The organism is Paenibacillus sp. FSL H3-0329 (genome assembly GCF_037963285.1).
Classification (GTDB): domain Bacteria; phylum Bacillota; class Bacilli; order Paenibacillales; family Paenibacillaceae; genus Paenibacillus_AQ; species Paenibacillus_AQ odorifer.
This window is the reverse complement of the sequence record NZ_CP150150.1, coordinates 4,609,645-4,631,637: the sequence shown is the minus strand read 5'-3', so window position 1 is coordinate 4,631,637 and position 21,993 is coordinate 4,609,645. Positions and strand designations below refer to the sequence as shown.

23 protein-coding genes and 1 other annotated feature are annotated in these 21,993 nt (G+C 44.8%); of the genes, 20 read left to right on the top strand and 3 right to left on the bottom strand.

From position 1 onward, the window contains the following. Nucleotides 1–68: 68 nt before the first annotated feature. Nucleotides 69–902, top strand: coding sequence for an SDR family NAD(P)-dependent oxidoreductase (locus NSQ66_RS20530; protein ID WP_036676191.1), 834 nt, complete (start codon nucleotides 69–71; stop codon nucleotides 900–902). 354 nt (nucleotides 903–1,256) lie between these two features. Here the strand turns inward: NSQ66_RS20530 and serA are convergent, their stop codons facing one another. Next, nucleotides 1,257–2,849, bottom strand: coding sequence for a phosphoglycerate dehydrogenase (gene serA / locus NSQ66_RS20525; protein ID WP_036676193.1), 1,593 nt, complete (start codon nucleotides 2,847–2,849; stop codon nucleotides 1,257–1,259). Nucleotides 2,850–3,092: 243 nt separating this feature from the next. Further along, nucleotides 3,093–3,323, bottom strand: a binding site (T-box leader). A gap of 110 nt (nucleotides 3,324–3,433) precedes the next feature. Then, a complete protein-coding gene (locus tag NSQ66_RS20520; RefSeq protein ID WP_076141319.1) occupies nucleotides 3,434–4,339 on the bottom strand; it encodes a hypothetical protein in 906 nt (301 codons plus the stop codon). A gap of 115 nt (nucleotides 4,340–4,454) precedes the next feature. On the opposite strand from NSQ66_RS20520, the gene NSQ66_RS20515 reads away from it, so the two are divergent. The 3 genes from NSQ66_RS20515 to NSQ66_RS20505 are packed head-to-tail and all read left to right on the top strand — an operon-like array spanning nucleotide 4,455 to nucleotide 6,285. After that, the gene (locus tag NSQ66_RS20515) at nucleotides 4,455–5,048 is read left to right on the top strand and encodes a CPBP family intramembrane glutamic endopeptidase (RefSeq protein ID WP_036676197.1); all 594 of its coding nucleotides are present in this window, start codon (nucleotides 4,455–4,457) and stop codon (nucleotides 5,046–5,048) included. Continuing rightward, nucleotides 5,045–5,449, top strand: a complete 405-nt coding sequence (locus NSQ66_RS20510; RefSeq protein WP_076141318.1) for a hypothetical protein — start codon at nucleotides 5,045–5,047, stop codon at nucleotides 5,447–5,449. The genes NSQ66_RS20515 and NSQ66_RS20510 overlap by 4 nt, the downstream gene beginning before the upstream one ends. Further along, a complete protein-coding gene (locus NSQ66_RS20505; RefSeq protein WP_076141317.1) occupies nucleotides 5,443–6,285 on the top strand; it encodes a metallophosphoesterase in 843 nt (280 codons plus the stop codon). Before NSQ66_RS20510 ends, NSQ66_RS20505 begins: the two co-directional genes overlap by 7 nt. A 101-nt stretch (nucleotides 6,286–6,386) precedes the next feature. Here the strand turns inward: NSQ66_RS20505 and NSQ66_RS20500 are convergent, their stop codons facing one another. Continuing rightward, entirely contained in the window at nucleotides 6,387–7,283 is an 897-nt protein-coding gene (locus tag NSQ66_RS20500; RefSeq protein ID WP_076101548.1) for a polysaccharide deacetylase family protein, read from the bottom strand. A gap of 94 nt (nucleotides 7,284–7,377) precedes the next feature. Between NSQ66_RS20500 and NSQ66_RS20495 the strand changes: the two genes are divergently transcribed. The 16 genes from NSQ66_RS20495 (at nucleotide 7,378) to spoIVA (ending at nucleotide 21,896) form a co-directional block, all read left to right on the top strand. Beyond that, nucleotides 7,378–7,749, top strand: coding sequence for a hypothetical protein (locus NSQ66_RS20495; protein WP_076141316.1), 372 nt, complete (start codon nucleotides 7,378–7,380; stop codon nucleotides 7,747–7,749). 234 nt (nucleotides 7,750–7,983) lie between these two features. Beyond that, nucleotides 7,984–8,598: a genetic competence negative regulator gene (locus tag NSQ66_RS20490; protein ID WP_036676203.1), complete on the top strand. Its 615-nt coding sequence runs from the start codon at nucleotides 7,984–7,986 to the stop codon at nucleotides 8,596–8,598. A 153-nt stretch (nucleotides 8,599–8,751) separates the two neighbouring features. Further along, entirely contained in the window at nucleotides 8,752–9,447 is a 696-nt protein-coding gene (gene prsW, locus NSQ66_RS20485; RefSeq protein ID WP_038572438.1) for a glutamic-type intramembrane protease PrsW, read from the top strand. Between the two features lie 322 nt (nucleotides 9,448–9,769). Beyond that, entirely contained in the window at nucleotides 9,770–11,128 is a 1,359-nt protein-coding gene (gene ypeB, locus NSQ66_RS20480; RefSeq protein ID WP_036676206.1) for a germination protein YpeB, read from the top strand. Between the two features lie 134 nt (nucleotides 11,129–11,262). Further along, nucleotides 11,263–11,916 carry a flagellar brake domain-containing protein gene (locus NSQ66_RS20475; protein WP_036676209.1) on the top strand — a complete coding sequence of 218 codons (654 nt, stop codon included), beginning with the start codon at nucleotides 11,263–11,265 and terminating at the stop codon, nucleotides 11,914–11,916. A 206-nt stretch (nucleotides 11,917–12,122) separates the two neighbouring features. After that, entirely contained in the window at nucleotides 12,123–12,833 is a 711-nt protein-coding gene (gene cmk, locus NSQ66_RS20470; protein ID WP_249267700.1) for a (d)CMP kinase, read from the top strand. After that, nucleotides 12,830–13,417, top strand: a complete 588-nt coding sequence (locus tag NSQ66_RS20465; protein ID WP_036676211.1) for a lysophospholipid acyltransferase family protein — start codon at nucleotides 12,830–12,832, stop codon at nucleotides 13,415–13,417. Before cmk ends, NSQ66_RS20465 begins: the two co-directional genes overlap by 4 nt. A 175-nt stretch (nucleotides 13,418–13,592) precedes the next feature. After that, nucleotides 13,593–14,915, top strand: coding sequence for a 30S ribosomal protein S1 (gene rpsA / locus NSQ66_RS20460; protein ID WP_170914203.1), 1,323 nt, complete (start codon nucleotides 13,593–13,595; stop codon nucleotides 14,913–14,915). A gap of 176 nt (nucleotides 14,916–15,091) precedes the next feature. Next, on the top strand, nucleotides 15,092–16,417 hold the full coding sequence (gene der, locus NSQ66_RS20455; RefSeq protein WP_036676212.1) for a ribosome biogenesis GTPase Der: 1,326 nt from the start codon (nucleotides 15,092–15,094) through the stop codon (nucleotides 16,415–16,417). Nucleotides 16,418–16,429: 12 nt separating this feature from the next. After that, nucleotides 16,430–17,047 carry a glycerol-3-phosphate 1-O-acyltransferase PlsY gene (gene plsY, locus NSQ66_RS20450; protein ID WP_036676213.1) on the top strand — a complete coding sequence of 206 codons (618 nt, stop codon included), beginning with the start codon at nucleotides 16,430–16,432 and terminating at the stop codon, nucleotides 17,045–17,047. Further along, nucleotides 17,040–18,080 carry an NAD(P)H-dependent glycerol-3-phosphate dehydrogenase gene (locus NSQ66_RS20445; protein ID WP_076127494.1) on the top strand — a complete coding sequence of 347 codons (1,041 nt, stop codon included), beginning with the start codon at nucleotides 17,040–17,042 and terminating at the stop codon, nucleotides 18,078–18,080. The genes plsY and NSQ66_RS20445 overlap by 8 nt, the downstream gene beginning before the upstream one ends. Nucleotides 18,081–18,146: 66 nt before the next feature. After that, entirely contained in the window at nucleotides 18,147–18,422 is a 276-nt protein-coding gene (locus NSQ66_RS20440; protein WP_038572437.1) for a stage VI sporulation protein F, read from the top strand. 199 nt (nucleotides 18,423–18,621) lie between these two features. Next, entirely contained in the window at nucleotides 18,622–18,801 is a 180-nt protein-coding gene (locus tag NSQ66_RS20435; protein ID WP_036676218.1) for a DUF2768 family protein, read from the top strand. 34 nt (nucleotides 18,802–18,835) lie between these two features. Continuing rightward, on the top strand, nucleotides 18,836–19,204 hold the full coding sequence (locus NSQ66_RS20430) for a 2Fe-2S iron-sulfur cluster-binding protein (RefSeq protein ID WP_036676220.1): 369 nt from the start codon (nucleotides 18,836–18,838) through the stop codon (nucleotides 19,202–19,204). A 30-nt stretch (nucleotides 19,205–19,234) separates the two neighbouring features. Further along, complete coding sequence (locus tag NSQ66_RS20425; protein WP_249267699.1) at nucleotides 19,235–19,981, top strand: DUF3939 domain-containing protein; 747 nt, start codon at nucleotides 19,235–19,237, stop codon at nucleotides 19,979–19,981. A gap of 436 nt (nucleotides 19,982–20,417) precedes the next feature. Further along, nucleotides 20,418–21,896, top strand: coding sequence for a stage IV sporulation protein A (spoIVA, locus tag NSQ66_RS20420; RefSeq protein ID WP_036676222.1), 1,479 nt, complete (start codon nucleotides 20,418–20,420; stop codon nucleotides 21,894–21,896). The last annotated feature ends 97 nt before the right edge of the window (nucleotides 21,897–21,993 follow it).

Genomic DNA, 21,993 nt, shown 5'->3' with positions numbered 1-21,993 from the left:
TACTTATATAAGGTAAGGATTAAATATAGAACATTTAGAGAAAAACAAATGTAGAAAGGATTGAGAACATGACTTTAAAAGGAAAAGTAGCATTGGTCACCGGAGGCAGCAGAGGTGCTGGTAGAGGAATTGCATTGGAGCTGGCAAGGAAAGGTGCATTCGTTTATATTACGGGCAGAACGACAGAGGCCTCTGGCACAGGGCAAAGCAAGCGGAGCATTGATAACGTGCTTAGGGAAATAAAAGCGGAGGGAGGGTCCGGCAGCGCCATACGATGTGATCATACAAAAGATCAGGAGACAGAGACGGTCATTCGCCAGATTGCTTCAGAGCAAGGGCGGCTTGATATTTTAGTCAACAATGTATGGGGCGGCAACGATTTACTTATTGAGCAGAAGTCTTTCTGGGAGCTTCCAACAGCGCATTGGGACAATATGTTTAATGCGGGTGTGAGGGCACAGTTGGTAACAAATTATTACGCAATACCTTTAATGCGCGAGGCAAAAGCTGGCGGTCTAATCATCCACACAACCTTTTGGGATCATTACAAATATCTCGGAAACTTCTATTATGATCTTTCTAAAAATACACTTGTGCGCATGGCCTACGGGTTATCGATTGAGCTTAAAGAGGACAACATTGCAGTTATTCCTCTTACTCCGGGCTGGATGAGGACAGAGGCGGTGTTGGAGAGCATGAACACGGATGAGGAGCATTGGCATGAGGTTGAAGAATTGCAGATGACTGAATCCACAACCTATATCGGTAGGGCAGCCGCTGCTCTCGCAACCGATCCTGAGGTTATGTCTATGACCGGTCAACCGCAGCAGGTTGCTAAGCTCGCTGAAAAGTATGGATTTACCGACATCGATGGGCGGACTGTTCCCGCATTCTTAGTCTAAACAGCAAACTTGATCTGTTTGATCCCATTTCTGTGTACGAAGCAGTAAAGGACAGAGCTGATCTTAAATGCAGCATTTTCGTATATTTAGGACGCTATCGGTCCCCATAGACGCTATTGATAGGCAAAACACCTGATTTAGCTCTCTTTTTGAGGAATAGCGGCACTGGAGTCCGAAACACTGCTTCAAAGGTGAAGTTATTGCTTATAAGGCCATCTGGGTCCGTAAGTCTCCAGGGGAACTCGATTCGGTGTTGTAAATGAAGCCGAAATAGGTCGACGATCAACAACAAAAGCAGCGAAACTCCTATAAGGGGAGAGTCGCTGCTCTGTTGTTTGATTTCTATCTTATTGCTTACAGAAGAATGATTTCTTCGGCAGTGTTGATTTCTGGCAGGCCAGCAAGCTTCACAAGCACATGAGTAGGTACAGCTTTATCAACGGTCAGCAGCATGATTGCTTCGCCACCAACGATTTTACGTCCCACTTGCATGGAGGCGATATTGACATCATTTTCACCCAGCAATGTGCCCACAAGTCCGATAATCCCTGGTTTGTCGTTATGGGATACGACGATTTGATGTCCTTCAGGAGCGATATCAACTGGGAACTTGTTCACTTGAACAATTCTTTCTCCATAACCTTGCAGCAATGTTCCGGCTACGAGACGTTCTTGGTCGTGATCTGTTTTAAGGGTCACGGTAATCAGATTAGTGAACCCTTTAGTTTTGGAAGCTTTAGTTATTACTACATTAACGTCGCGTGTTTTTGCCAAGTGCATGGAGTTAACGATGTTAACATCCTCAGCGAAGTGGCGGGAGAGCACGCCTTTCACAATATAACGAGTAAGTGGTTGGGTATCGACATCTGACAGATCACCCGCATACTCAACATGGATTTCACGAATAGCACTATCTGTAATTTGGGTAACAAAGCTGCCCAGCTTCTCACCAAGTGTGAAGTAAGGCTGGAGTTTGTTCATTACGCTTGGAGCAACTGGAGGAATATTTACAGCATTGATGAACGGTTCATTACGCAGAATATGCAGTACTTGTTCCGATACATCGATCGCTACATTCTCCTGAGCTTCAATTGTAGAAGCGCCCAAGTGAGGAGTCACGATAATTTTTGGATGCGACAAGAATGGGTGATCTGCTTGTGGCGGCTCTTTTTCGAATACGTCAAATGCAGCGCCAGCAACAATACCGCTATCAATAGCTTCTACTAACGCCATTTCATCAATTACACCACCACGGGCACAGTTGATGATGCGCATTCCCTTTTTCATCACTTCAAATTGCGGGCGGGAAATCATATGGCGTGTTTCCGGTGTAAGTGGAGTGTGTACAGTAATGAAGTCTGCTCCGCGGACTACATCGTCAACGGAAGCTAATTTTACTTCCAGTTTCTCAGCACGCTCAGCAGTTAAGAAAGGATCAAAAGCAAGGATTTCCATGCCGAAAGCTTTGGCACGTTTAGCCACTTCGCTACCGATTCTGCCCATTCCCAGTACACCTAAAGTTTTGCCGCGAAGCTCTACACCCACGAAGGTTTTTCTATCCCAGGTTCCACCAATTGTTTTTGCATAAGCTTGTGGAATGTGACGGGCCAGTGCCATCATCATTGCAAAAGCATGCTCACAAGTTGTAATGGTATTTCCATCAGGAGCGTTGATAACAACAACCCCACGTTGAGTAGCAGCTTCCAGCTTGATATTATCTACACCCACACCTGCACGACCAATGACCTTTAAGTTTTTTCCAGCTTCGATAATTTTTTCAGTTACTGTAGTTTGACTGCGGACGAGTAGACCATCATATTCACCGATGATTGCAACGAGCTCATCTTCACTGAGACCTGTTTTTTTGTCTACAACTACATCTGTTGCGTCCATCAATTGCTGAATGCCCAAATCACTGATTGGATCCGATACTAATACTTTAAACATGGTTTCTTATCCCCCTTAAAGTTGAAAAGCTTTATATGTCGAGGACGCCCTGATGGACTGTCCACAATACCAGAAGGTTCACGAACTAGTAGAGAAAAACATGTAATAATAGTAGATCAACGCGGTGTCGCGCAAAAGAAACAGCGTGCAAGAGTACCGCGAAATCGGTAACTTTGGGCATAAGGTAGTATTTATGGGGGATTAGGGAATTAAAAAAACTCCCAACCCCATACTACTGCCGTAGTAAGGGACGAGAGTTATCTTCGTGGTACCACCCTAATTCACTGCAACTTGGAAGAAGCAGCCTCATTGGCCTGCATAGGCCACACTGTTAACGGAGTTGATCCGATTGTACCTACTTTAAGGTTCGATACAATATCTCAGGAGCGCTAAAGATAGCTGTTCGTCACCGGTTTGCACCAACCACCGGCTCTCTGAAGACTTCCAGGATCTTTGTTCCATCATCGGTTTTGAATGATTAATTTTTTCATAATGTAACACGGTATGCAAGTTGTGTCAATAGGCTTTACAAGTAGCGTTTCTTGAAGTGAACTTCATTTTTCGTTATGATTCAATAACTGGTTCTATTCAAAAAAGAACGGAAGCTGTGGAAGTGTCTCCCTGTTATAATACTGTTCCCGCCATTTTACAAAATCCTGTTCCTGCACAGCACCTGTAGAAATCAACAAGGTTACTGAGGACTGGATATCCGAAAGATTTAATGAGTTTGCAGTGCCTGAGTAAATCATATCGTCTATTTTAGCAGTGATGTCCTGAGGATCATAACCTGCAAAAATTCCGCGATTCAACATCATGTCAGCGATAGAAGCATTCTTCAAAAGAAGGGGCATTTTTTTCCACTGAATGAAAGACATCGTTTTTAGTTCGCCAGGTGCAGAAGGTATTTTCTGGTTTGTCTTAGAGCCCCATTTTAGCATAGAATCATAGAAGTTCTTTTGTGCTAACAGACCGTACTTCACGGCGCCAGTTGTAAATTCATCATTTTTCAATAACTTTGCGGTCTCTGCACCAGATGCACTAGTAGAGACTTTGCCGGAGGCCTTAGAAAATAAAGTTAAGCTTTTGAGCACATTGACCTGTGACTGATGTAATAGAGGAGAGTTAGTGAAAATAGAATCTTGATTAACTCTCTCATATTGCTGGTCTGCTAGAATACTTAGATTCTTCATTACTGCCGCATTCATACGAGCGTCTGTGCTGCGCGCTAACTTATCTACTTGAATGTTCCAATTCCGCTTGAATTCCCGATAGGGCAAAAATACGTTATGATAGAAAGTAACCAGATCCTGCTGTTGATAAGAGCCCGTGAATTCTACTAAACCATTCATACTTGATTGATTGTCATATTTGGCTTCAGTTTTGTCTGCGCCAACCTTGACACCAGTAAAAAATGCGGCGAAGGCGCAAACTAGGAAAAACAAAAAAACTAGCGTGTATAACATTTGATTGCGGGACTTACGTTTGCTCATAATAAATGCTCCTTTTTCTGGGGGGATTATCCTATGTATTATGTATTGATAGCAACACTATGGACGGTTTCTCTCTCGGAGCTGCCCGAAAAAAATAAAGAACAGGCAGGTCACGATGAAAAAATTCAAATTTGGCGAGATTAAGGTTAAAAAGGTAGAACCAGGCCAGTTGACAGACCGTCTTCTGCTGCTCAATCTCTATATCACTCAGGGGCTCACATTAATTATCGGTTTGATATGGATATTATTTCAGAAAAGAAATCCTTTTCAGCTATTAATTATTCCAGAAAAAGTACATTTTGTGGCATGGGGCCTCGGACTTGCTGCTGCAATGCTAATTGTTGACTATTTATTGACACATATTGTCCCTGAGGAGAGCATGGATGATGGTGGAATAAACGACCTTTTATTTCGAAATCGCCCTGTGTGGCATATTATCGTCATAGCAGCAATTGTATCGGTATGTGAGGAGCTCTTATTCCGCGGAGCCATCCAATATTCCATTGGCCCTTATTGGACGAGTATAGTATTTGCTCTTATTCATGTCCGTTATTTACGTCACTTTGTACCTACCGGCTGGGTGTTCTTAAGCAGTTATGGTCTTGGATATATTTACATTCAATCGGGCAGCCTCTGGGCCCCTATACTATGTCACTTCTTCATCGACCTGATCTCAGGTCTGGTGATCCGCTATAGGAGGGAATCATGAGTGAGGAATTAAGCCGGGTAAAGTCTCGACAAAAACAACACAAAAGTGAAAGCAAACATCCTGGCAAAAGTAAAAAAGAGAAGCGGACTTCGGAGGCTGTAAAAAAGGCTACTCCTGAAAAGAAGTCTGCTCCTATAAAGAAAAATGCTACCGCTCGGGTCTCTACGGCAACTTTATCAAGAAAAGCTCGCCGCCCAGCAGGTTCTGCAAAGCGCTCTTCCACAGGAAGTAAAGAGAAGGACGAAGAATCTGTTCCTTCTCGTTCAGATACTTATTCTTCAGAAAAAGTTCGTCTAAGCAAGATGTTTGTGAACTCTTTGATTTTTATCTTTGTTATTTTGCTAATAGGGCTGCTTTGGTGGGGAATTGAAGGAGCGCCTCCGCTGAGTACATTATGGTGAGTACATGGGCATGGGGAGTGGTCTTGGCCATTCTATTGATAGCTGCGGCTGTTGTTATAATCATGGTGATCAACGCGTTTAGAAACAGAATTATTACCGAGGAAATAATGCTAGATTCGCTACCTGAAGAGTTCGATGGATTTCGTATCTTGTTTATAACAGATATCCATCGCCGCCGCCTTCCGTCCTCGCTTCTGATGCCATTAAAGGGTGGAGTAGATGTTGTCTTTCTGGGAGGAGATCTAACGGAAAAAGATAGCCCTTTAAATCGTCTTGTCGATAATATGACTCTAGTTACTTCTATTGCATCTACCTATGTAGTGCATGGAAATCATGATTATCGGGCTAATATTACAAGGGTGGATGAGATTATTCAGGACAGTGGTGCAAAACTGTTAATGGATGAAAATGTGGCTTTTGAACGTGAGGGAGCTAAACTTTGGTTAACCGGAATTGATTTTCCGAAAAATGGGGGCAAAACTCCATACCGTCCTTTTCCGCAATTAACCACAAACACTTCTGCTGAAGATACCTGTCGTATAATTCTTGTACATGATCCGCTTTGGTTATCCAAGCGCCAAAGTGTGCCAGCGGACCTGATTCTGGCAGGTCATACGCATGGGGGCCAGGTGATCCTTCCGTTTGTGGGTCAAAGACATGTTGAGCATTTCTATCATAAATATGACGCTGGAAAGTTTAGTTGGCCAAGAGGTGACGGTTCCGCAAAAAATGCGCTGCTGCTGATCAGCAGAGGGTTTGGAACAGCACATCTGCCAATTCGCTGGGGCAGTCCTGCTGAAATGCATGTGCTGACACTGCGTAAATCAACCCAATAGTGCTTACTCTTTCCAGTAAGAAAAATAGGTAGCGTAAAAAAGGGGGGTCCAAAGCCATGCAAATGGCTTTGGACCCCCCTTCTATTTTTCGTTTGATGAGATCAACGCATTTTTAGCTCAATGCTGCGCGGATCAACAAAGCTATATCCTTTGCCCTCAAGTGTAGTGAGCAGGGTATCCAGACCTTCAACGGTCCATGGTAGCTCATGCATCAGGATATTACTGCCAGAATGCAGCTGATCGGTAACATTGCTGATCAATTTTTCTGTCTTACCCGTTTCTTTTTCTTTCATTTCCCAGTCAAGAGAGCCTACAGACCAGGTCATGTATAACATTCCATTCTCGGCAGCGACCTTCTTGCCAACATCCCCGCCAGCACCATGTGGCGGACGGAAAAAGTGAGGAGCTTCTCCCAGCGTTTCTTTGACAATATTTTGAACATCTTCGATTTGCTTTTTAACCTCAGTATAGGACTTGTCTTTCAATACAATATGATCCCAGCTGTGGTTGCCGATAATTCCACCGCGGTTATGTATTAACTCCAGAAGCTCAGGATGCTCCTTAACACGATAACCATTCACGAAAAAGATGGCTTTAGCTTGATGTTTGTCCAGAACATCCATCAAAGGGTTAATCATTGCCGCATCTTTAGGACCGTCGTCAAAGGTGAGCAAAACCACTTTTTTATTTGTAGCTTCCTCATTAGGGACGATATCGTAATTTTTGTTCATATGGTACAGCAGTGGAATTTCAGCGGATGCTTCGCCCTTACTGGCTGTACTATTTCCTGTAGTACCTCCATCTGCTGTTGCTTCAGGGGTAGGACTGGCTGTTGCTTCAGGTGATGGCGCCGTAGTTTCTGCGCTTTGTGTAGCTGCCGCCGTGGGCGGATTGTTTGAGGCATTTGTTTCCTTAGCTGTATTTCCATTTGCACCGCTGTTGCCACAGGCAGTAAGCAACAAGGTAGCCAATAGGAGCACTGATGTCATTTTACCCACTTTTTTCAACTCGCTTTCTTGTTATTAGGTTGTATGAGCCGGAATCTTTCCGCGAACACTAAACATGATTTTACCATACAAGGAGGCTGGAAATATGAATACTTCGTCATTTTTATGCGGGGTGCTGATGGGCGCCGCAGCCAGTATGATTATGTCCAAAAAGCGGAATTCTTTAATGTCTTCGCTAGGGCAATCGGGTGGTTCCATGAGTGGGGCTGCAGATAAAGCAAAAGAAAAAATAATCGGTATGGCCACGACTGGTTTTGGTAACACTGCTGTTTCAAGCAGTAATGCTCAAAGTAACGGTTCAAGCAGCGCAACCTCTGAGCATAAGACTGAATCACCAGTGAAGTCGAAGGAATCCAATCTTAAATTGTTAAAGGAATTCATTCGCAGCAATCCTGAAGTAAAGAGCGAAGTAGAGCAGATTCTTAAAGAAACGCATACAACCATACCGGGATTGTAACCGTAAAGGACTCCATCAGAATCATTTTGGGGATGAAATATTCCGCAGAATGATTCTTTTTTATTATTCAGGGCCTTGAAAATGGTTTATTCAATAGAGAGGATTTTATATATTTATTTACGTGCATTTATCTCGGCAAAATGATAACATACTTACATAGTAACCATTTTTGGCTCATTACTCGGGACTCATCATACATTATAATAAATGAGCTTGCAAAAGGAGGATCCTGTCATGAGAATAGAGCGATTAAGTCAAGATAAGATACGGATTTTCCTCACTTTTGACGACCTGAGCGAGCGGGGCATCCAGAAGGAAGACATGTGGCAGGAAGTTCCTAAGGTTCATGACCTGTTTACGGAGATGATGGATCAAGCATATAGTGAACTAGGTTTTGATGCCACGGGTCCGCTTGCCGTAGAAGTTTTCGCATTGCCCGCGCAAGGCATGGTCGTTATAGTGACCCGAGGAAAATATGATCACCATCAGTACGGTGCGTCCGGGGAAGAAGAATTGCCAGAAGAGATTTATGAAATGGAAGTTACTCTTGAACAAAGCGACTCCATTGTATATGCATTCCGCGATTTCGAGGTTCTGGTTGAAGCGGCTCATGTGCTCATCGGTAATATTACTTCCCAGGGGAAACTGTATTCTTATAACAATAAATGGTATCTGTATTTCGATCCAAAGGAATTTGAAGAAACGGCGTTGTCAGGTCTTGTTGGCGTACTTGCTGAGTTTGGAGATTCCTCACCGGTCACAGAAGCTGTTCTCGATGAATACGGGAAAACAGTGATGCCGGAGAATGCGGTCCAGTTATTGTGCACTCATTTTAAGCGTCAGGAGTAATTAAGCAAGATCTAGGGGCTGATGACCATTGTTTAGGCCGATCAGCCCTAGTCTTGTTGTTGGTGATATGTCGGTCATTCTTGTATCAAAGTTATCATCTACCTTGCTGTGTAACGGCAGTAATAGGGTTTAGGGGTGTAGGGAGGTTATTCGGTGCTCGTGTTATCGGTTATTTCGTCGGCAGTGGCGCCGGGACTTGCTCTGTTGACCTTTTTTTATCTGAAAGACAAGTATGATCAAGAACCGCTTCATGTAGTCATTAAAGTATTCTTGCTCGGCCTTCTGATTGTGTTTCCTGTCATGATCATTCAGAGAGGGCTGATGCTGGGACTAAATGGCGGTCCGTATGTGGAGTCGTTTCTCATATCCGCTGGCGTGGAAGAATGTCTAAAGTGGTTTGTGCTTTACCATATGATTTACAATCATACCGAATTTGACGAGCCATATGATGGGATACTATACGCTGTGGCGATTTCGCTCGGCTTCGCAACAATAGAAAATGTAATGTACGCTTGGTATAGCAACGCTTCAATCGGATCAATGTTTCTGAGAGCACTTCTTCCGGTTTCTGGACACGCTATGTTTGGTGTGATCATGGGCTACCATATGGGGAGGGCGAAGTTCTCAAAAGGTGTTAAGACCCGGAGAATTCTGGTTTTTTCGCTACTGTTGCCATGGATGTGGCATGGGATATATGACTTTATTTTGAGTACGACAGCTAACTATTGGATATGGTTTATTGTGCCTCTGATGGCTATCCTATGGTATGGAGGTATGGGAAAGGTAGCTAGGGCCAACAGCCGTTCTCCTTTCCGCTTTCTGAAACGTGAAGAAGAGGTTAACCTATAATCGAGATGGACACACTTATATTCGAAGGGCAGTTCCTAGTAAGGAATTCCAGAGAGGAGAGAGGTGTCTTTTTTTGCGTATAAAAGTACGTATCGTTTGCAAACAGTGCGGTGAGACCTACATATTAAGAGGGATTAAAGAGCATGGTATCATTCAAACCGGCTTTAAACAATGCCTTTGCAGTAATAGCAGTGGCTTTGAGATTGAAGAAAGAGCATGAGCGGACGTTATAGTCACATGGTGTAGCAACTTCAGTGCATAAGACTCCTAGTTTATTGTCAAACTAACGCCAATAAGCTATCGAAAGGAGTCTTGTAGCCCTATGTACAAAAGATTAAGTGCTGTAATGTTCCCGCTGACCGCGCTGCTGCTGATTGGTGCGCTTGTGTGGGGTTATCAGGAGAACCAGGAGAAGAATTCAATACTAATTAAGGCGGAAAACCAATATCAACGCGCCTTTCACGATTTGTCCTATCATGTGGACCGTCTTCATGGTGAGCTTGGAAATACGCTTGCGGTTAATTCTGCTTCTAACGGGATGCACCGCAAAGGACTCGTCAATGTGTGGCGGATGACCAGTGAGGCCCAAAATGAGATTAATCAGCTGCCGCTGACCTTGCTGCCATTTAGCAAAACAGAGGAGTTTCTGTCCAAAATCTCCAACTTTTCTTATAAAGCCGGGATTCGTGACTTCACTAAAAAACCTCTGACAGATGGAGAATTGAGTAATCTAAAAGCATTATATAAGAACTCGGGAGAAATCTCTAAGGATTTGCAAGAGGTACAGAATAAAGTCATTGGCAACCGGCTGCGCTGGATGGATGTTGAAACGGCATTGGCAACAGAAAATAAAGCGGAGGACAACACGATTATTGACGGTTTCAAAACGGTGGATAAACGTGTTGGCGCATACCCTGAGCTAGACTGGGGCCCTTCAGTAGCAAGCATCTACGATAAACGTTCCGTCAAAATGCTCGGAGGTAACCCCGTGACTGCCGAAGACATCAAACGTAAGGCATTGAAGTTCGCGGATGCGGGCTCCAACGCTAAAGTCGATGTTAAAGAAAATGGGAAGAACACCGAATGGCCATCCTATACGGCAACAGTTAGTGGTTCGAATGAGAAGCACACCATCAGTATGGATTTCACAAAAAATGGCGGATTGCTGATCTCTTATTATGATAACCGTGAGATTGGACCTGCCAAGGTATCTATTAAAGAAGCAGTTACCAAAGCCGAGAAGTTTCTTGAGAAAAAAGGATATCCCCATATGACTGCAGTCAGCGCTGATCGTTATGATAATATCGGGAATTTGACCTTTGTGACCAAACAGAATGATGTATTGATTTATCCTGAAAAAATGACTATTCGTATGGGGCTGGATACAGGTGATACCATCGGTTTTGAGGCCAGCGAATATGTTAAAGAGCATAAGGACAACCGTCAGCTTCCAAAACCAAAGCTTACTCTTGCTGAGGCGAGAAAATTTCTGAATTCTGATTTCAAGGAGCAATACAATCGCTTGTCCTGGATTAAAAATGATGATTCCGTCGAGGTCTTGACTTACGAGTTCGGTGGAGGGGTCAATGGCTCAAAGTATCGTATTTATATTAACGCTGAGGATGGAATTGAAGAGTCTGTGGAAGAAATCAGACCTTCTTCGGGGTCTGAGGCAAAATAAAAGGGAGGGCGCATCCAGCAGTTGGGTGCGTCCCTTTTTTTTGCAATATCTATAAAATATATCTGACTGGCTGATATTCCCATGCTATAATCAGGCTTAGTGATAATTACTAAACTGATGTGGCGGTGACATCTTTGTATCCTAAAATTAACGAATATCTATACATACAGGTTGCTTCCAGTGACGCTGCTGAAGCAGAAGTTGAATATAGATCAAGAATTGCAGAGACGGAAGAAGACGCATTTCTGATTGAAATTCCTATGCAGGAGAGCAATGGTCGTCTAAAAAGGCTCTTTATGGGGGACGAGCTTTCGGTCTATTTTTTAACTGAGGGTGGCATTAAAAATTACTTTAATACTTATGTGCTGGGCTTTAAAGAAGATGTAATTCGTATGGTCAGGATTCAAAAGCCGGAGACAGATTCGATATTTAAGATCCAGAGAAGAAGCTTTTTCCGAGTGAATGCTGATCTAGAGCTTGCTGTGAAGGATAGCCTTGGCAAACGGTTCCTGGTTCGTACAGATGATATTGGTGGCGGAGGAATCTCCTTTTTGGTGGATAACCAGGTTAAGCTGGAGGTTGGTAATAAATTGTCCTGCTGGGTACTGGTTCCTTATCGAAACGGAAGCACGGAGCATGTCAATTTTGAAGGTGAAGTAGTGCGCATTAAAAAGCTTGAGAATGGACGTCTTTTAGCCATGTTGAAATTTGTCGCTATTTCAGATTTGGAACGCCAGAAAATTATCCGTTATTGCTTCGAACGTCAGTTTGATTTCCGCAACAGATAAGCATTTTTAACAGCTCTATTAAGCTGTCTGATTTTGCACTGAAGTATAAACTGTGGTATAATTTTATAAGTCGCAGGCAATGCCTGCTTTTTTCTTGATAATATCATCAAGCATAACAATTTATGTGTGCTCCTTGATATTGCAGGAATAGTTTTCGTAACGCTAGATGTTTTTTTATGAAAGAGTGTTTGAGGAGGAATGCCCCGTTGGATAGGCAGGGTACACATACTTATGACAGAATAAACGTCGCCATCGACGGACCTGCCGGGGCAGGCAAGAGCACTGTAGCCCGATTGGTAGCCCAGAAGTTGTCTTATATCTATGTTGATACTGGTGCAATGTACCGGGCAATCACCTGGTATATGATCCAAGAAGACATTGAACCGGAAGATCAGCAGCGAGTGAACGAGAAGGTTCGCGACATGGTGATTGAACTTATTCCGGAACGAGACATTCAGAAGGTGCTGATTAATGGGGAAGACGTGACCCCACATATTCGGAGCCTTCAGGTTAGCGGCCTTGTGTCGCAGTATGCGAAGATCGAGGATGTAAGATCCAGACTGAGTCAATTGCAGCGTCAGATGGCGTTTCGCAAAGGCGTGGTAATGGATGGCCGCGATATCGGTACAACCGTGCTGCCGGATGCCGAGGTAAAGATTTTTATGACGGCAAGTGTGGAAGAACGAGCTCTCCGTCGTTATAAGGAACTGAGAGACGCGGAATCGGTGACGCTTCAGCAGCTTGAACACGATATTGCAAAGCGGGACCGTCTGGATGAAGGACGGGAGATTTCACCGCTGCGCCGTGCAGAGGATGCTATTCTTCTGGATACGACCTTAATGAATATCGATCAAGTTGTGGAGGCCATTGTATCCCACTGTAGATCTCATGTTGACGGGGAGAGAAATCATTTATGATTTATGCAATTTGTGTTGGATTGCTTCGCTTGATTTACGCAATCCTTTTCCCGCTTAAGATTGTGGGGAAAGAAAATGTGCCAAAGGAGGGCGGGGTACTGCTCTGCGCTAACCACATTAGTCTGCTTGATCCAATGACTATTGGAATTAAGCTGGACCGTCAGGTAAAGTATATGGCTAAGGCTGAACTGTTTGAGGTTCCGGTGCTCGGCTGGCTCATTAATAAATTGGGTGCTTTTCCGGTGAAACGTGGCGGCGTAAGCAAAGAATCCATAAAAACGGCCCTTAACACACTTCGTAATGGTAATGTCATGGGTATCTTCCCGGAGGGTACGCGTAACTCTGATGCCGGAGTGGCCAAGAAGGGTGCTGCTAGCTTTGCACTTCGAAGTGGCGCAGCAGTTATTCCAGCGGCTATTATCGGCCAGTATAAACCTTTTCGACGCATGGTCGTTGTCTACGGTGCTCCTGTAGACCTTAGTCAATTTGCCGGTGCGGGGAGCGAATCTCTCGAGGCTGTTACCGATGTCATTATGGATCGCATCCGTGAGATGAAAGAGACAGGTAAACCAAGTGCTAGTTAAGGGATGAGCAGAGCAATAAATTTTGCTCAATGTTTTGATTAAATAACGGCATAGCCGCTATTTTTTGGAACATACTATCATCAAGTGTAAGTGGCAATATCAAGCATTGCTTGTTTTGAACTCTGCTATACGCAGGTTTAAATAAATGGGGTTTTGAATCGAGGAGGCTAATCACATGTCTGAAGAAATTAAAAATCAGGAAGCTGCGGAAAAGAATGAATCCGTAGAAGCGGTGGATTCCGCTGTGACAGAAAATAACGGAGCTGTAGAAGAAGTTGCTGCCGTTAACGAAGAAGAAGTGACTAACCAAGCTGACTTGGAAATCATTTCTCTGAAAAAAGGCGATACCGTGAAAGGAACAATCGTCAAAATCGAAGATAACCAAGCTTATGTAAGCATTGGATATAAATACGACGGTGTGATTCCAATTCGCGAATTGTCCGCAGTACAACTGGACAACGCTGCTGCAGCAGTAGAAGTTGGACAGGAAGTAGAATGTAAAGTTGTCAGCATCAACGACAACAAGGAAAGCCTTGTTCTTTCCAAACGTGCAGTTGATAGTGAAAAATCATGGGAAGATCTTGAGAAATACTTCGCTTCCCAAGAAGCTTTCGAAGTTACTGTGGCTGACGTTGTTAAAGGCGGCCTAGTAGCTGATGTTGGAGCTCGTGGATTTATTCCAGCTTCCATGGTAGAGCGTCATTTCGTTGAAGATTTCAGCGATTACAAAGGCCGTACCTTGCGTGTTAAAGTGAAAGAACTTGACCGTGAGAACAGCAAAGTAATCTTGTCTGCTAAAGAAGTTCTTGAAGAAGAATTCGAAGCTAACAAGCTGAAAATTATGGCTGAGCTATCTGAAGGCCAAATCATCGAAGGTACAGTACAACGTCTGACTCAATTCGGCGCATTTGTTGATGTGGGCGGAGTTGACGGTCTTGTACACGTATCTGAAATCGCTTGGAGTCACGTAGAGAAACCTTCTGATGTAGTATCCGAAGGTGATAAAGTACGTGTTAAAGTATTGAAGGTTGATCCTGAAAAAGGAAAAATCAGCCTGAGCATCAAAGCTGCTGCTCCAGGTCCTTGGGACTCTGCTGCTGGCGAAATCAACATCGGTGATGTTGTAACAGGCGTTGTAAAACGTCTTGTGAACTTCGGAGCGTTCGTAGAATTGCTTCCGGGTGTGGAAGGTCTTGTGCACATCTCACAAATCTCCCACAAACACATCGCTACTCCACACGAAGTATTGAAAGAAGGACAAGAAGTTCAAGTGAAAGTTCTGGACTTCAATCCATCCGAGAAACGTGTTAGCCTGAGCATCAAAGAAACTGAAGAAGCTCCAGCTCCATCTGCTAGACCTGAACGCAGCAATAGCAGAGACAGAGCTCCTAAAGAAGTTCTGAACAACCCTAACGTTTCCCTTAGCAACGAAGGCCTTAGCTTTACGCTTGCTGAACGTTTTGGTGATAAGCTGGACAAATTTAAGGGTAATAACTAATCCCTAAACGAGCTTTTGAATATACGGGTAAAGTAATCGGCGAGCCCTCGATACGGGGGTTCGCCGATTGTCTTTTTTTCGGAACCGGCAGGATTGATGAGAGTTAACATGATTGTTAGCCAATTTAAATGTTTTTTGCTATGATGAGTAACGTAAGGATGACAGGAGGAATGAATATGGCAAGACCCGTTGTGGCAATCGTTGGGAGGCCTAACGTCGGGAAATCGACGATATTTAATCGGCTGATTGGCGATAGATTAGCCATTGTAGAAGATAAACCGGGGATTACACGTGACCGGATTTATGGTATTTCAGATTGGAACGGTAAGTCGTTCAGTGTGATTGATACCGGAGGTATTGAAATTGATGGAGAAGACACAATTCTGAAATCAATCCGCGTTCAAGCGGAGCTGGCGATTGAAGAAGCGGATGTTATTGTATTTATGTGTGAGGCAAAGAGTGGTGTGACGAATTCAGATGAAGAGGTAGCTCAGATTCTGTTCCGTTCAGGTAAACCGGTCGTTCTTGCCATCAACAAAGTGGATAATATGAAGCGTGCGGATGATATTTATGAGTTCTATAGCCTTGGTTTTGGGGATCCAATCGGAATTTCTGGTAGTCACGGAACCGGACTCGGCGATTTGCTAGATGCTGTAGTTGAGCGCCTACCTGAGAAAATAGATGATGAATACGATGAGGATGTCATTCGTGTAGCTTTGATTGGCCGTCCGAATGTAGGGAAATCCTCTTTGGTCAACGCGATTTTGGGCGAAGAACGTGTTATCGTCAGTGATATTGCAGGGACAACAAGAGATGCTATCGATACTCCTTTTGAACGTGATGGGCAACGTTATGTGCTTATCGATACGGCAGGTATGCGTAAAAAAGGCAAGGTATACGAGAACATTGAGAAATACAGTGTTATGCGTGCTATGCGTGCGATTGAACGGGCTGATGTGGTCCTCGTTGTAATTAACGGCGAAGAGGGCATCATCGATCAGGACAAGCATATTGCTGGTTATGCACATGAAGCTGGTAAAGCATCTATTTTTGTTGTGAACAAATGGGATGCCATTGTGAAAGACGATAAGACTATGCAAAACTTTGAGACTAAGATTCGTGACCATTTCTTGTTTATGAGTTACGCACCGGTTGTCTTTTTGTCGGCCTTAACCAAACAGCGTTTGCAAAAACTGCTGCCTGTTGTACAGCATGTATCTCAACAGCACGCACTGCGCATTACTACACATTTGGTGAACGACGTTGTATCTGATGCAATCGCGATTAACCCTCCACCAACTGACAAAGGCCGTCGCTTGCGTATTAACTACGTAACGCAGGTTGCGGTGAAGCCGCCTACGATTGTGGTGTTCGTGAATGATCCATCGCTGATGCACTTCTCCTATGAACGTTATCTGGAGAATAAAATTCGCGCAGCGTTTAATTTCGAAGGAACACCAATCCGTCTCTTTACACGGCGCAAATCCGAAAACGAAGGTTAGGGGAGAAGAAGTGTGGCGCTTGAACTTCTGGTTATCGTTGTAAGCTATTTGCTTGGTTCTGTCAGCTTTAGTGTACTGCTTGCAAAGTTGCTAAAGGGAATTGATATCCGTCAATACGGAAGCGGAAATGCGGGGGCTACCAATACACTGCGTGTATTGGGTAAAGGTCCTGCAATATTAGTGCTGTTGCTGGATGTGCTGAAAGGGGTTGCCGCTGTATGGTTAGGAACCTGGGTCGGCGGATGGGGAACCTGGGTTCCGGCTCTTTGCGGAATCGCTGCCATCATCGGACATAATTGGCCGCTCTATTTTCGTTTTCGTGGGGGGAAAGGCATTGCTACTACGATCGGTGTTATGGCTACGCTTTGTTTATGGCCAGCGCTGCTCGCCGGTATCATCGCCATCCTGTCTATCTTTATCACACGTTACGTGTCCCTTGGCTCATTAATTTTTGTAGCACTGACACCAGTGGCTTTATTGTTGACAGGATTTACACAACCTGTGCTCTGGACCAGTATTATTATTGCGGTCTTCGCCTTCTGGCGGCACCGGACGAATATTGTAAAGATCGTAGAAGGCCGTGAGAACAAGATAGGCTCAAAAGTTAAAGGAGGGAATCGTGTTGTCTGATAAAGTTACCGTACTTGTAGCGGGGAGCTGGGGAACTGCGCTGGCTAGTGTGCTGGCTGCAAACCACTCGGAAGTTTATCTGTGGACACGCAACTCTGATCAAGCTGCCGAGATCAATGGCTCTCATACGAATAATAAGTATCTGCCTGGCATCGCTCTGCCAGCTAACATTATTGCAACTACGGATATGGAAACGGCAGTGTCCGGTTCTAAGGCGGTTGTAATTGTGGCTCCGTCTTCAGGAATGCGGCAGGTTGCTCGCAGTCTGAAGCCATTCTGGAAGGATGACATGTTATGTGTTCATGCTACGAAGGGCTTTGAGTCGGAAAGCAATAAGCGGATGTCCATCGTAATTGCAGAGGAACTAGGCTGTGACGAAGGGCAGATCGTCGTCCTCTCCGGTCCAAGTCATGCAGAGGAAGTTGTACGCCGGTGTCCTACAACCGTTGTAGTTGCTTCACCTGATGACAAACGTAGCGCCGAAGCGCAGGAATTGTTCATCAACAACGATTTCCGTGTATATACGAATCGTGATCAGGTAGGGGTAGAGCTTGCCGGAGCTCTTAAGAATATTATTGCCCTTGGTGCAGGTCTATCCGATGGCCTTGGATATGGGGACAATGCTAAAGCAGCCCTTTTGACCCGTGGACTCGCCGAGATATCTCGGGTGGGAGTTGAGCTTGGAGCCAATCCTTTGACCTTTGCCGGCCTTGCCGGAATTGGCGACCTTGTTGTGACGGCTACTAGTCAGCACAGCCGTAACTGGCGCGCTGGGTCCATGCTTGGTCAAGGCAAGCCGCTGGCCGAGGTGCTGGAATCCATGGGGATGGTAGTCGAAGGTATTCGTACTACCGAAGCAGCTTATGCAATTTCGCTCAAGCTGGGTGTGCAGATGCCGATTACGGATCAGATTTATCATGTGCTCTTTCAAGGAAGAAGCCCACGCAGTGCGGTTGAAGCCTTGATGGGGCGTGATCGTAAGCCTGAGCTTGAGTCGATCTCCCAGGAAACTTGGGAGCAGTGGCATTCCTGATCCTGTTCACCTTTTTCCGCAAATTCTCATATGTTGTAATGGGGATTGACGGAGGAGGGATGAAAAGTGAGCAGAGATTTTTCCAAGGATGCATTGAACGCCATTAACAAAAAGGCGGGCAAGAACATTACGGAAAGTGCCGTCAAAAAGCTAGCCAGTACGGTAAAGCCAGGAACTACGCAGAATGAAGCCCAGCTCCGCCAGTTAATTAAGCAGGTGTCATCAATGGCGAAAGTGCCGGTCAGTGAAGCTACTGTGCAGGAGATTATCAATGCCGTTAAAAAAGGCGGCGCAGGTTCCAGCACAATGGAGTCTTTAATGAAAATGATGCTTAAAAAATAGCTTTATGTTGGGTGAGCAAAAGAAAACGGATCAATGAATGATTCCGTCGTCTTTTGCTTTTTTTTTTATATTCCTGATAATTTTCACGAAGCGTAATCTATTTAAAATAATACATAAAAAATGATGTTTTTTTACAGAAAAGGATAAGGTCATGATATAATAGTCCCTAATAAATTACAGGCGAATGGGGGCTTTGACCATGGATCCGATGACAAAAATGTGGTTATCCCTGATTGCGATGCTGATTATGGGATTATCAGTATTTCTTATAACTTTTGCTCGGAGCAAAACCAAGGGATTGCTTAAGGCTGTACTGTCTATACTTGCTTTTGTCATTATGTTAGTGGGCCTATTGGGCGGAGTTGTTTCAATTATGTAAGCAGTTACATAGTGTTGAGGAAGGAAGTAACATCATGAAATCACAAAAAGGAGTTACCGTTGTATTTCAACCAGAAGGTCGTAAAGCTGTTGTGAACCGTGGCATTTCGTTATTAGAGGCTGCTCGTAAAGCAGGAGTGCCAATAACAACTAGATGCGGAGGCAAAGCAGGCTGTCTGATGTGCAAGGTTACAGTCGCGAAGGAAGAGGCTGCTGCAGTAAGGCCTCCCGGTGATATTGAGCGGCGTAAGCTTGGATCGGCCTTAGAAGAAGGAACGCGTTTGGCCTGTCAGGCTGCCGTATGGAGCGACGTAACCGTTCAGGTGCCGGAAGATCCACTGAAGGCTGCGGTGCGCCGTAAGCTTGAAGCAGCGCGGCGTGGGGAAGAAGATGAGCTGTGGTAGCGTAAGAATGTCACCGTGGGAGGGACTCGGTTGGAGTTTATAGGATATAAAATGAAACTGAAGGCAGAGGCCAAGATTTTGCTAGGGATGGTATCGCTCGCGCTTACGCTTTCGGGCTGTCTATACCCAGGTGAAGAGAAGCGGGCTAGTGTTAATTATCGGGAAAGTGTTAAACGGATACAAGCAGCCGTTGATGATTATCAACAGGAGGAAGAGGTACTGCCCATTCTTAATGCGGATGAAACTACTCCAAGGTATGAGAAGTTTCGTATCGACTTGGGGAAGCTGAATAATAAGGGATATTTGGATGATATACCGGCTACCGCTTTTGAGCAGGGTGGAAGTGCTTATTTTCTTATTTTGAATGAGGAAATTGATCCTGTGGTGAAGGTGATGGACCTTGTTACGGTTCAAAAGGTGAATGACGTGCAACGACAGGTTAACCGCTATAAATCAGCTCATGGCGGCAACCTGCCTGTGCTTGATGAGCTATACCCCGGATTGTATACTATTGATCATAAGCAGGCGGGTACAAGCTCTATAACGTTAACTAGTGTCTATTCCGGTCAAGTTCTTGACTTTATCATGGATAAGGATGGAACTGTCTACGTAGATTATGTTTTTGATATCATGGCTGCCGTCGATAAGAAGGGTGGAGAGCGCGACAAGAATCAGGACTTGCGACTGGATCTGGAGGAAGCTTCATATTACGTTCCCGTAAAGTCTTTGCCGTATCTATGGATTAATAATCAGCCGATCCCACAGCCTCCAAGTTAGAGTTATAGTTTAAAAGCGTCTAAGCTTCGGTTTTATCCGGGGCATTAGGCGTTTTTTGTTTATAACCTTTTAATCTCAGCATCCACTAAAAATAGTTCTATCAAAGAATCCTAGCTCATAAGATGGATGAGTAAGCTTCCGGGCGTCAGACGCCTTGCGGCGCGCAGACTTAACTTTTTTGAAATTACATTGGGAAATGCGCGAATACGGGTCATAAATTCGTTCCGGATACATATGATGATACTAGTCCAAATGCATGTCCGAGCATTCGGAGTTTAGCGCGGGGCAAGTACGTCCCGGTCGAAAGCAGCTAGGCTTCGGGCGGGCATACGATAAGTCCGGTTGATGTCCTGCAAGGGTCAGATTACCGGCGGAACGCGAAGTCGATGCTCTTCAGGCATTTTTTCTTCGGAGTAATATGAGGAGGGGATCTCTTTTGGAAAAAGTGGATATTTTCAAGGACATTGCCGAGCGTACCGGCGGAGACATTTATCTTGGCGTCGTCGGCGCGGTTCGCACGGGGAAATCGACATTTATCAAGCGCTTCATGGAAACAATTGTCCTGCCAAACATCACGAATGAGGCTGATCGAGTAAGAGCTGTGGATGAGCTTCCGCAAAGCGCAGCAGGCAAAACGATTATGACGACAGAACCGAAGTTTGTGCCTAACAACGCAGTCCAAATCAAGGTTGCGGAAGGGCTTGAGGTTAATGTTCGTCTGGTAGACTGTGTGGGTTACGCTGTAGAAGGTGCAAAAGGCTACGAGGATGAAAATGGACCACGAATGATCTCTACACCTTGGTTTGAAGAGCCTATTCCTTTTCAGGAAGCGGCAGAAATCGGGACACGTAAGGTTATTCAGGAGCATTCAACGCTAGGTGTAGTGGTAACAACAGATGGTACGATTGCAGAAATTCCGCGGAACTCGTACGTGGACTCTGAAGAGCGCGTCATTGCAGAGCTGAAGGAAGTGGGTAAGCCATTTGTGCTTGTCATTAACTCCACCCGGCCACGCAGTGAGGAAGCGCAGCAGCTCCGTAACGAGCTAGCCATCAAATACGATATCCCAGTTATGACGCTAAGCGCCGCAAACATGAGCGAAGATGACGTAACTGGTGTGCTGCGGGAAGTGCTTTATGAATTCCCAGTGCATGAAGTAAATGTAAACCTGCCAAGCTGGGTTATGGTGCTTGGAGAAAACCACTGGCTGCGTAGTAGTTATGAGAACTCCGTTCGCGATACGGTAAAAGACATTCGCCGCTTGCGGGATGTTGACCGCCTCGTATCTCAGTTCACCGAATATGACTTTATTGATAAAGCTGGCCTAAGTGGTATGAACATGGGTCAGGGCGTAGCAGAGATCGACCTGTATGCTCCAGAAGAGCTGTACGATCAAGTTCTGATGGAAGTGGTCGGGGTTGAGATCCGCGGTAAAGATCATTTGCTCCAGCTTATGCAGGAGTTCTCGCATGCGAAACGAGAATACGACCGATTCTCAGAAGCATTGGAAATGGTCAAGACTACAGGTTATGGTATCGCGGCTCCATCCTTAGCCGAAATGGCGCTCGACGAGCCAGAACTGATACGTCAGGGCTCTCGCTTCGGGGTTCGCTTAAAGGCTACTGCACCGTCCATTCATATGATTCGGGTGGATGTGGAGTCTGAATTCTCGCCAATCATCGGAACGGAAAAGCAAAGCGAAGAGCTGGTTCGTTATCTGATGCAGGACTTTGAGAATGATCCTATTAAGATTTGGGAATCCGATATTTTTGGCCGCTCCCTGCACTCCATTGTTAGAGAAGGCATTCAAGGCAAGATAGCTATGATGCCGGATAATGCACGCTACAAGCTGCAAGAAACGCTTGGCCGCATTATTAACGAGGGTTCCGGCGGACTTATTGCAATTATTCTCTAAGCTGAATATAAATAAATTCAAAGAGTGGGAGAAATCCTGCTCTTTTTATTTGTATATATCCTAAAACTTGATTCCTAGTTCCTATAATAACGGTGAA

Bases quoted from the DNA above. Each gene is read 5' to 3' on its own strand.
- NSQ66_RS20520 (WP_076141319.1), bottom strand. From the start codon at position 4,339: ATGAGCAAACGTAAGTCCCGCAATCAAATGTTATACACGCTAGTTTTT.
- rpsA (WP_170914203.1), top strand. From the start codon at position 13,593: ATGTCTGAAGAAATTAAAAATCAGGAAGCTGCGGAAAAGAATGAATCC.
- der (WP_036676212.1), top strand. From the start codon at position 15,092: ATGGCAAGACCCGTTGTGGCAATCGTTGGGAGGCCTAACGTCGGGAAA.
- NSQ66_RS20435 (WP_036676218.1), top strand. From the start codon at position 18,622: ATGGATCCGATGACAAAAATGTGGTTATCCCTGATTGCGATGCTGATT.
- NSQ66_RS20465 (WP_036676211.1), top strand. From the start codon at position 12,830: ATGATTTATGCAATTTGTGTTGGATTGCTTCGCTTGATTTACGCAATC.
- NSQ66_RS20430 (WP_036676220.1), top strand. From the start codon at position 18,836: ATGAAATCACAAAAAGGAGTTACCGTTGTATTTCAACCAGAAGGTCGT.
- serA (WP_036676193.1), bottom strand. From the start codon at position 2,849: ATGTTTAAAGTATTAGTATCGGATCCAATCAGTGATTTGGGCATTCAG.
- NSQ66_RS20490 (WP_036676203.1), top strand. From the start codon at position 7,984: ATGAGAATAGAGCGATTAAGTCAAGATAAGATACGGATTTTCCTCACT.
- NSQ66_RS20505 (WP_076141317.1), top strand. From the start codon at position 5,443: ATGGTGAGTACATGGGCATGGGGAGTGGTCTTGGCCATTCTATTGATA.
- NSQ66_RS20495 (WP_076141316.1), top strand. From the start codon at position 7,378: ATGAATACTTCGTCATTTTTATGCGGGGTGCTGATGGGCGCCGCAGCC.
- NSQ66_RS20510 (WP_076141318.1), top strand. From the start codon at position 5,045: ATGAGTGAGGAATTAAGCCGGGTAAAGTCTCGACAAAAACAACACAAA.
- NSQ66_RS20515 (WP_036676197.1), top strand. From the start codon at position 4,455: ATGAAAAAATTCAAATTTGGCGAGATTAAGGTTAAAAAGGTAGAACCA.
- ypeB (WP_036676206.1), top strand. From the start codon at position 9,770: ATGTACAAAAGATTAAGTGCTGTAATGTTCCCGCTGACCGCGCTGCTG.
- NSQ66_RS20530 (WP_036676191.1), top strand. From the start codon at position 69: ATGACTTTAAAAGGAAAAGTAGCATTGGTCACCGGAGGCAGCAGAGGT.